We start from the raw sequence: 9,053 nt of genomic DNA on the forward strand, positions 1-9,053 counted from the left end.
GGCCGGGACCCGGGGGGCGGCGTGTTGTTGGGGACTTCACGCCCGCCAGGACCGGCCCCCGGGCGGGCCACCGTCCGGAAGGGGGGCGTGTGGGATTCAAGTGACGGGAGGGCCAGTTGGCGCCATGCTCGGGGGATGACACAGAGTCGGAGAGAGCGGGCCGAAGCGCTTGGCGCGGCGCTGAAGGCGGCGCGGCAGCAAGCGGGGCTCTCCATGGAGGAAGTCGCTGAGCATCTGGAGCTGGGCGTGGAGGTCCTCGCCCGCGTCGAGCGTGGCGTGATGGTCCCCACCATCCCCACGCTGAGCCGGCTGTGCGCCCTGATGAAGCTGGATCCGGACAGCCTCCCGGACTTGCCGGAGCTGAGCGACTGACGCCTGGCGGGCCGCCCTCCGGCCCGACGACGCATCGCCCTGCTTCAGCCCAGCCGCCCCAGCAGGTGCGGCTTCCCCTCCTCCGACAGCACCCGGAACGCCACGCCCGCGGACTCGCGGGCCGTCTGGAACGTCACCCGGGCGGGCAGGAGCAGGGGCTTCTTGAAGTCACAGTCCACCTGGAGCGCGTCCGCATGGGCCGCCTCCCCCAGCTCCGCCACGCAGCGCGCGAGCGTCCACATGCCGTGCGCGATGGCGCGCGGGAAGCCGAAGGGCCGCGCCGTGAGGGCGGTGAGGTGGATGGGGTTGTAGTCGCCGGAGGCGTGCGCGTAGCGGCGGCCGGTGTCGGCCGGGATGGCCCAGGGGGCGGGACGGCTCGCCGCGAAGCGCGCGGCCTGGGCGTCGTCGGGCGGGCGCTCCTTGCGCGGAGCGTCCTTGTCCGGGTCCTTCCGGGCCCCGTGCCGGCGCAGCATGGTGGTGACGGCCTGCCACAACAGCTCGCCGCTCTCCTCCGCTTCGACGCGGGTGTGCAGGTCGAACTCGTGGCCCGCGGGCACCTCGCGGTGTCCGTCGAAGTGACAGGCCACGGTGAGCGCGGCGGTGTCCGCGATGCGGTGGTGCTGCTGGATGTGATTGCGCACGTGCACCGTGCCCAGCACGGGGTACGGGAAGTCGGGCAGGCCCAGCAGGCCCAGGTGTAGCGGCGTCGCGAGCACCTGCGGGTACGTCAGCGGCAGGAAGCCGTCCGCATCGAAGCCGCACGCGGCCCGGTAGCGCTCCAGCAGCACGGGGGACGCGCGGCAGCCATGGGCCCGGAGCGTCATGTCCGGCAGGGCCGTGCCGTGGCCCTTCCTGCGGGTGAAGGCCGCGCGGAGGAGCGCGGCGGGCATCGCGGGGAGCGTGTGCAGGTCGAAGAGGGTGCCGGGCATGGGCGGGATTCTCCGCCAGCTGTCCCCTTCCCGCGTGGGATTTGTGAAGGGCCCTTCGCGCCGTGTCAGCTCCGGAGCCCGTGCCGGCGCAGGAGCCGGTACAGGTACACGCGATCCATGTCCGCGGCGGCGGCGGCATGGGACACCTTGCCCTTGTGCAGCTTGAGGAGTGCCTCCACGTAGTCGCGCTCGAACGCCTCCAGCGCCCGACGGCGGGACTCCGCGTACGTCAGCGACGCATCCACCGCGCGGGGCGCCGGAGCCATGACGCCCGACGCGGACATCGCGGGCGGCAGCGCGCTCTGGAAGACGAGGCAGCGCTCCAGGTGGTTGCGCAACTCGCGCACGTTGCCGGGCCACGCGGCGTGCTGGAGCTGGGAGAGGAACTGCGGCGCGGTCAGCGTCGCCAGCTGCTCGGGCGTGGCGCCCAGGCCCCCGAGGATGCGCTCGGCGATGAACGGGATGTCCTCCGGCCGCTCGCGCAGCGACGGGAGCGGGATGCCCACCACGGCGAGGCGGAAGTAGAGGTCCGCCCGGAAGCGGCCCGCCTGCACCTCCGCGCGCAGGTCGCGGTGCGTGGCCGCGATGACGCGCACGTTGACCGCCTGATGCGTGTTGGAGCCCAGGCGGCGGATCTCCCGGTTCTCCAGCACGCGCAGCAGCTTGGGCTGCAGCTCCGCGGGCAGCTCTCCAATCTCATCGAGGAAGATGGTGCCGCCGTCCGCCTCCTCGAAGGCCCCCACGCGCCGCTGGATGGCGCCGGTGAAGGCCCCCTTCTCGTGGCCGAACAGCTCGCTCTCCAGCAGGTTGGCCGGGAGCGCGCCGCAGTCCACGACGAGGAAGGGCGCGCTCGCGCGGGACCCCGCGCGGTGGATGGCGAGCGCGGCGCGGCTCTTCCCCGTGCCCGTCTCCCCCTCCAACAACACCGTCGCGTGGCAGGCCGCCGCGCACGCCATCCGGTCGAAGCTGGCCCGGGCCGAGGCGGACGTGGCCACCAGGTCCCCGAAGGCCGCGCGCTCCGGAGGCCCGTGAGCTCCCCCTTCCTCACGGGCCTCGGAACGCACGGGGACATGGCCGGGGCCGCTCCCCCTCCGCGGCCGCGACTGGCGCCAGCGGACCCCGTCCACGAAGGTGCCCGGGCGCCCGTCCGGAGCCCGCGCGCGAGCCCCCCTCCGCTCCGTCTTCATCTCGCAGTGGAAACGCGACACGGCGGCCTCCTCGCTCGACAGCTTCATTGAGGACATGCTCCCCCCCAGGGCACGGCTTCGTTCAACGCACGGCCAGACTCAGTAGGCGCGCAGGATCTTCAGGCGCCAGCCGAGCGGCCACAGCTCGTCGTACTTCGAGCGGAAGCTCGCGTAATCCCAGCCGTAGACCTGCGTCTCGCTGGTGGTGCTCGGCTTGAAGACGGCCGTGTAGAGGACCTGGCCGTTCACCACGTGCGGCTCCAGCATCTTCAGCCGCCAGCCCTGCGGATACAGCGTGTCGTACGTGGAGCGGTAGGACGCGTACGTGGCGCCGTACACCTGCGTCTCGCCCTCGGTGCTCGGCTTGAAGACCGCCGTGTAGAGGACCTGGCCGTTCACGACATACGGCTGGATCAGCTTGAGGCGCCAGCCCTGCGGCCAGAGCGAGTCGTACGTGGCGCGGTAGGACGCATACGTGGCGCCGTACACCTGCGTCTCACCCTCGGTGCTCGGGCGCCAGACCGCCGTGTAGTACGTCACGCCACTCACCACATACGGCTGGAGCAGCTTGAGGCGCCAGCCCTGCGGCCACAGCTCGTCGTACTTCGCCTTGAAGGACGCGAACGACCAGCCGTAGACCTGGATCTCGTTCTCGGTGCTCGGCCGCCAGACGGCGTTGTAGAGCACCTGCGTTCCCACCACGTAGGGCTGCAGCGAGTACAGACGCCAGCCCTGCGGCCAGAGCTGATCATACTTCTCGCGGTAGTCCGCGTAGGACCAGCCGTAGACCTGGACCTCCGACTGCGAGCCCGGCTCCCACACCGCGGTGAAGGATCCCGCGGCGGAAGGCCCGCCCACGTCCGTGTACTGGGTGATGCGGCACGAGGCCGTGTTGGGCAGCGGGACCTCGTTGCGGCGCAGCGCACAGGCGCGGATGGCCGCCGCGGAGGCCGCGTTGCTGGCGTTGTAGTAGGTGGTGCCCGGCGTCATCCAGATGGGCGAGCTGGTCGAGTGGGGATTCTTCGCGACCTCCGATGTCGCCGTCGCGCGGATGCCCAGGTCCAGGGCCACGCCGTCGTCGTAGCCCAGCTGGTTGCTGGTGCCCATGCGGTGGCAGCCCAGGCACGTGTTGCCGGCGACCTCCACCTTGTAGGCCTTCCACGTCGCGAAGTCCGCGCCGATGAAGCGGTACGGCTGATCGCTGTTGAAGCCGAAGTCGCCCGCGCCGGGCAGCTTGTTCACGCCCGTCACCTGCGTGAGGTACGGCGAGCGCACGAGCGCGCCGTTGTCATGGCAGCGCACGCAGCGGATGGCCGCCGTCTCCGTGGGCGTCTTCCAGCTCCACGCGCCGGTGCCCTTCGAGGGCGCCTTCACGTCCGCGCCGTAGAGCGTGCCCAGCGCCTGGTAGAAGCAGGTGGAGCCGTTCTTCTTGTTCGTCTGGATGACGGCGATGTCGCCGTAGTAGTTCGCCGCGTTCCCCTGCTTGCGGCAGTGCGCGACGATGGACACGTCCGCGTTGTTGAGCAGCACCTGGAACTTGCTGTCCGGGTCGCACGTCTCATTGAGGCGGTTGGGCCGGTCACACTTGCCGTTGAGGTGGTTGGTCGTCGGGACGACCGTGCCCACCTCGCAGTTGAAGTCCGGCACGGTGGCGCCGATGGCGGCGTCGCACTTGGCCGCGTACTGCTCCAGCGTGTCGGAGAGCGCCGACTCCTGCTGCGCGAGCACGGGCACGTCGGACGCCGACACGAGCCGGTGCTCGGCGTTCATTCCACTGCCGTCGCCACAGGCGCTCAGGCCCACGGTCAGGGCAAAGCCCAGCAGCGCCCACGCGCTACGCGAAGGTGTCCTCGTCATGATGAATGCCTTTCCCTGCCATGGAGTCACGGCGACGCCGCGCACGTGGAGGCATGCATCCCGTTTTCGAAAACGGACGGACGACCTGGGGCCCCTGCCCCGGACGATGTTCCAGCACCCCTCGTCAGCCTTTACGCCGGGGCTTCTGGATATTCCCGGACATTTCCCCGGGCTTTTCCGAAACCTCCCGGAGCCGGCTCAGCGCACGGTCAGGTCCACCACGAAGTCCGCGCCGGTGTCGCGGGCCCGCACCGCGTCCACCACGTCGGGCCGCTCATCGCCCACCCACAGGCCCAGCACGTCGTAGACGAGCCACTGCGACAGGGGCCGTGACACGCCCTGGGCGGCCTCGCGGGGCACGCCGGACAGGGCGCCCTGCGTCTCCATCAGCGCCCGCGCCAGCCGCGCTGGCACGACCCAGCACTCGGCGCGCACGAAGGAGGGCACCAGGAAGAGGCAGAACGCGGCCTCGGTGCGCGCAAGCAGCGCGTCCAGCCGCTCGCGGCCCAGCCGAAACGTGGGCAGCCACTGGCCTTCGCCGCGCTGCTCCAGCTTCGCCACCGGCACCCGGACGACGCGCCGCGTGCGCACGAAGCCCTCGCGCTCCACCGACACCACGAAGGCCACCTCCACGCCGCCGTCGCGAGACACGGACACCGGGCGCTGTACGGTCATCGCCAGGGACAGCGGCGACGCGCGCCCACCCTGCGCCAGCAGCGAACCCAGATCCGCCTGGATGCGCTCCAGCTCCGAGCGCACGCCCTCCAGCAGCCCGGAAACGAGCTCCGCGGTGTCCTCGCGGAAGCGCTCCGGGTGGCGCGAGGCGACGTCCGCCTCCACGCGCGCCACCGCGCCCACCAGCAGGTCTTCCAGGTCGCGGTCGCGCAGCCAGGTGCGTCCGCCCACCGGCACCGCGCGCGTCGCGTGCAGGTGGCGCAGGGAGGCCGTCAGCGTCGAGGGCTCGGAGGCCTCCACCGGCGCGGGAGTGGTGCCCTGCCCCGCGCCTGCCTGGAGCCAGGACTGGAGCGAGCGCGCGCGGAAGCGGGCCTTCGGCGACGGGTGCTCCAGCATGCGGCGCACCAGCCGTCGGTCCGTGGCGGTGCGCACCAGGGCGAGCGCCGCCAGCTCCGCCTCGGAAGAGGCCTCGTCCGGCGCGCACCAGAGGAGGAACTCGATGGCCGCCTTGCGCAGCACGGGCTTCTTGCCCATGCGCTGCGCCACCTCACCGCGCCACGCCACCAGGCCGTCCAGCCCGGGCTTCGACGAGGACCGGAAGCGCGGCCACACCTCCGCGCACTCCTCCGCGAGCCACACCAGGTGCGCGAAGCCGGGCAGCGACTCCAGCTTCGCGCGGGCGCGGGTGCGCCGCTCGAAGGCCTCCGGGACGCCGCGCCGCACGGCCGCGCGGAACAGCCGCTCCTCCAGCCACAGGAGCGCGAGCGCCAGCGCGGGCTCGTTCTTGCGCATCGTGCCCTGGCAGTGATCCAACACGAACCGCGCGTGGCCCAGGTCCGCCGCTGTCTCGAAGTCGCTCTGCACCAGCGCGCCCAGCGCCCCGCGCAGCCCGTCCACCGGCGGCGAGTCGAAGAGCGTGAGCAGGTCGCACAGGTTCTCCACCACCGCGGGCGGCCCGCCCACCTCCACCGTGCGCGCGAGCAGCAGCCCCGCGCGCGAACACCAGTCCGGCTCCTTGCGCCCGTTGGGGTAGCACGCGAGGAAGCCGCGCATGCCGCCGCGACCGTCCGGTGAAGTGGCCAGCGCGAAGAGCCGCTCGCCCAGCACCTCGCTCGCCTCACGCCAGGGGACACGGGCGGCGCGCGTACGGATGAACTCGGCGAGCCGGTCGCGGCCCTCCTCGCGCGTGTCCGGAAGGAGCGCGCGCAGCTGCTCCAAGAGTCCCACCGACTTCGGCCCCGCGCCCAGCACCTGCTTCAGGTCCACGTCCACCGCGTCCTGGAAGCGCAGCGCGCGGCCGTCGAACGTGCACGGCACACCGCGCACCAGGGCCAGCAGCGCGTCCGGGTGGCGCTTCAGGTAGCGCGTGAGGACCTTGGACAGCGCCGCGTCCGTCTCCTTCTGGAGGCGATCCGCGCCCTCCGTCTCGCCCGCGTCCCGGAGCGCGGCCACCGCGTCGCGCTGCCTCGCGAGCAACTGTCGCAACAGGCCCGGGGGCGGCTCCGCGTAGGGCCAGAGCAGCTCACTGCACGTGGACACGAGGAAGAGCAATTCGCCCGGCGTGCGCTCGCCGGGGGACAGCCGCTCCCACGCGGCGGCCTGCGCTCGCGTGCGCTCCTCCAACGACGCGCCGCGCACCCAGTGGGCGAAGGTGTCGCGCCAACCGGCGCTCGCCGCCACGGCCTCCTGGGGCACCGCCTCCGCCACCTGTGCATAGAGCGGCTGGAGCGACTCCGGCCACCCGACTTCAACCGACGGCTGCATGGAACCTCGAAGGACTCACGCGGGCCCCACCGCACTCGGGGCCACGGTGATGACGACGGACTTCGACGTGGGCGTGCGGCTCTTCTCGGCGTAGCTGTCCACGGGCACCAGCACGTTCGCCTCCGGGAAGTACGTGGCCGCGCACGTCCGGGGGATGTTGTACGGCACCACCACGAACTCACGGGCCACGCGCGTCTCGCCCTGGAAGTGGCTGGAGAGGTCCACCTTCTGGCCCGCCGTCAGCCCCCGCGCCTTCACGTCCTCAGGGTGCAGGAACACCACGCGCCGCCCCTGGTGGATGCCCCGGTAACGGTCGTCCAGTCCATACACGGTGGTGTTGTATTGGTCATGCGAGCGCAGCGTCATCATCAGCAACTGCCCGGGCTCCAGCCGCAGCCGGGGCATGGGGTGCACGGTGAAGTGCGCCTTGCCGTCCGGCGTGGGGAAGACGCCCTCGCGCGGGCCGTTGGGCAGCGCGAAGCCGCCGGGCTCGCGCACGCGGCGGTTGAAGTCCTCGAAGCCCGGGATGCACCGGGAGATGTGCTCGCGCACCCGGTCGTAGTCCTCCACCAGCGACAGCCACGGCACCTTCGAGCGCGCCCCCAGCACCGCGTGCGCCAACCGCGCGACGATGGCGGGCTCGCTGAGCAGGTGCTCGGACGCGGGAGTCACCGCGCCGCGCGATGCGTGCACCATGCCCATCGAATCCTCCACCGTGACGAACTGCCGTCCAGTGGCCTGCACGTCGTGCTCGGTGCGCCCCAGGCACGGGAGGATGAGCGCGCGCTTGCCGTGCACCAGGTGCGCGCGGTTGAGCTTGGTGGACACGTGCACCGTGAGCCGCGTGCGCCGCAGGCCCTCGGCGGTGAACTCCGTGTCCGGCGTGGCCGACAGGAAGTTGCCCCCCAGCGCGAAGAACACCTTCACCCGGCCGTCGTGCATCGCCTTGAGCGTGGCCACGGTGTCCAGGCCGGTGTGGCGCGGCGGCGAGAAGCCGAACTCGCGCTCCAGCGCGTCCATCAGCCGGGGCTGCGCGTGCTCCCAGATGCCCATGGTGCGGTCGCCCTGCACGTTGCTGTGGCCGCGCACCGGACACACGCCCGCGCCCGCCTTGCCGATGCTCCCGCGCAGCAGCGTCAGGTTGACCACCTCCTGCACGTTGCCCACCGCGTTGCGGTGCTGCGTGAGCCCCATGGCCCAGCAGAAGATGGTGCGCTCGGAGCGCGCCAGGATGTCCGCGGCCGCCTCCACCTGCTCGCGGGGCACGCCACTCTCCGTCACGACGTCGTCCCAGGACACGGCTTCCAGGTGTGCCCGGTACGCGTCGAAGCCCGCCGTCCTGCCCTCGATGAACGCCGTGTCCAGCACGGTGCCCGGCGCCTTCGCCTCGCGCTCCAGCAGCGCCTTGCCCAGCCCCTGGAGGAGCGCGACGTCGCCGTTGATGCGCACCTGGAGGAAGAGCTTGTTGAGCGCGGTCCCGGGGCCGATGAGGTGCAGCAAATCCTGCGGGTGCTTGAAGCGGTTGAGGCCCGCCTCCGGCAGCGGGTTGATGCTGACGATCTCACAGCCCCGGCGCGCGGCGGCCTGGAGCGCCGTCAGCATGCGCGGGTGGTTGGTGCCCGGGTTCTGCCCGATGACGAAGATGGCCTGCGCGTGGTCGAAGTCCTCCAGCGTGACCGTGCCCTTGCCAATGCCAATCGTCTCCGTGAGCCCCGTGCCGCTGGACTCGTGGCACATATTGGAGCAGTCCGGCAGGTTGTTGGTGCCGAACTCCCGCACGAACAGCTGGTAGAGGAACGCGGCCTCGTTGCCCGTGCGTCCGGACGTGTAGAACGCCGCCTCGTCCGGCGAGCCCAGCGCGTTCAACTCCTCCGCCACCAGCGCGAACGCGTCGGCCCAGGAGAGGGGCTCGTAGTGCGTGGCGCCCTCGCGCAGCACCATCGGGTGCGTGAGCCTTCCGGCCTTGCCCAGCCACAGGTCGGACTGCTCGGCGAGCCGGGCCACGCTCCACTCGCGGAAGAACTCCGGCGTCACGCGCTCCTTCGTCCCCTCCTCTGCCACCGCCTTCGCGCCGTTCTCGCAGTACTCATTCATCGACCGGTGCGAAGGATCCGGCCACGCGCACCCCGGACAGTCGAAGCCGTCCTTCTGGTTGAGGTTCAGGAGCAGCCGGCCGCCGCGCCACGCGCCCGCCTCCCCCACCACGTGCTTGAGCGCGTGCAGCACCGCGGGCACGCCCCCCGCCACCGTCGCCACCGCGCCCACGTCC

6 protein-coding genes are annotated in these 9,053 nt (G+C 71.8%); 1 reads left to right on the forward strand and 5 read right to left on the reverse strand.

Annotated elements, in window-relative coordinates; genetic code table 11:
* Positions 1–135 precede the first annotated feature (135 nt).
* The gene (locus D7V97_RS35140) at positions 136–372 is read left to right on the forward strand and encodes a helix-turn-helix domain-containing protein (RefSeq protein WP_043321491.1); all 237 of its coding nucleotides are present in this window, start codon (positions 136–138) and stop codon (positions 370–372) included.
* 44 nt (positions 373–416) lie between these two features.
* On the opposite strand, the gene D7V97_RS35145 is transcribed toward D7V97_RS35140, so the two are convergent.
* The 5 genes from D7V97_RS35145 to D7V97_RS35165 form a co-directional block, all read right to left on the reverse strand.
* The gene (locus D7V97_RS35145; RefSeq protein ID WP_120614994.1) at positions 417–1,301 is read right to left on the reverse strand and encodes a MaoC family dehydratase; all 885 of its coding nucleotides are present in this window, start codon (positions 1,299–1,301) and stop codon (positions 417–419) included.
* 65 nt (positions 1,302–1,366) lie between these two features.
* On the reverse strand, positions 1,367–2,536 hold the full coding sequence (locus tag D7V97_RS35150; RefSeq protein WP_120614995.1) for a sigma-54-dependent Fis family transcriptional regulator: 1,170 nt from the start codon (positions 2,534–2,536) through the stop codon (positions 1,367–1,369).
* Positions 2,537–2,587: 51 nt separating this feature from the next.
* Positions 2,588–4,345, reverse strand: a complete 1,758-nt coding sequence (locus D7V97_RS35155) for a hypothetical protein (protein WP_147445104.1) — start codon at positions 4,343–4,345, stop codon at positions 2,588–2,590.
* A gap of 198 nt (positions 4,346–4,543) precedes the next feature.
* On the reverse strand, positions 4,544–6,784 hold the full coding sequence (locus D7V97_RS35160) for a hypothetical protein (RefSeq protein ID WP_120614997.1): 2,241 nt from the start codon (positions 6,782–6,784) through the stop codon (positions 4,544–4,546).
* 15 nt (positions 6,785–6,799) lie between these two features.
* On the reverse strand, positions 6,800–9,053 hold a 2,254-nt coding region (locus D7V97_RS35165; RefSeq protein ID WP_120614998.1), incomplete at its 5' end, for an FdhF/YdeP family oxidoreductase.

It is taken from the genome of Corallococcus sp. CA053C (assembly GCF_003611675.1).
GTDB lineage: Bacteria > Myxococcota > Myxococcia > Myxococcales > Myxococcaceae > Corallococcus.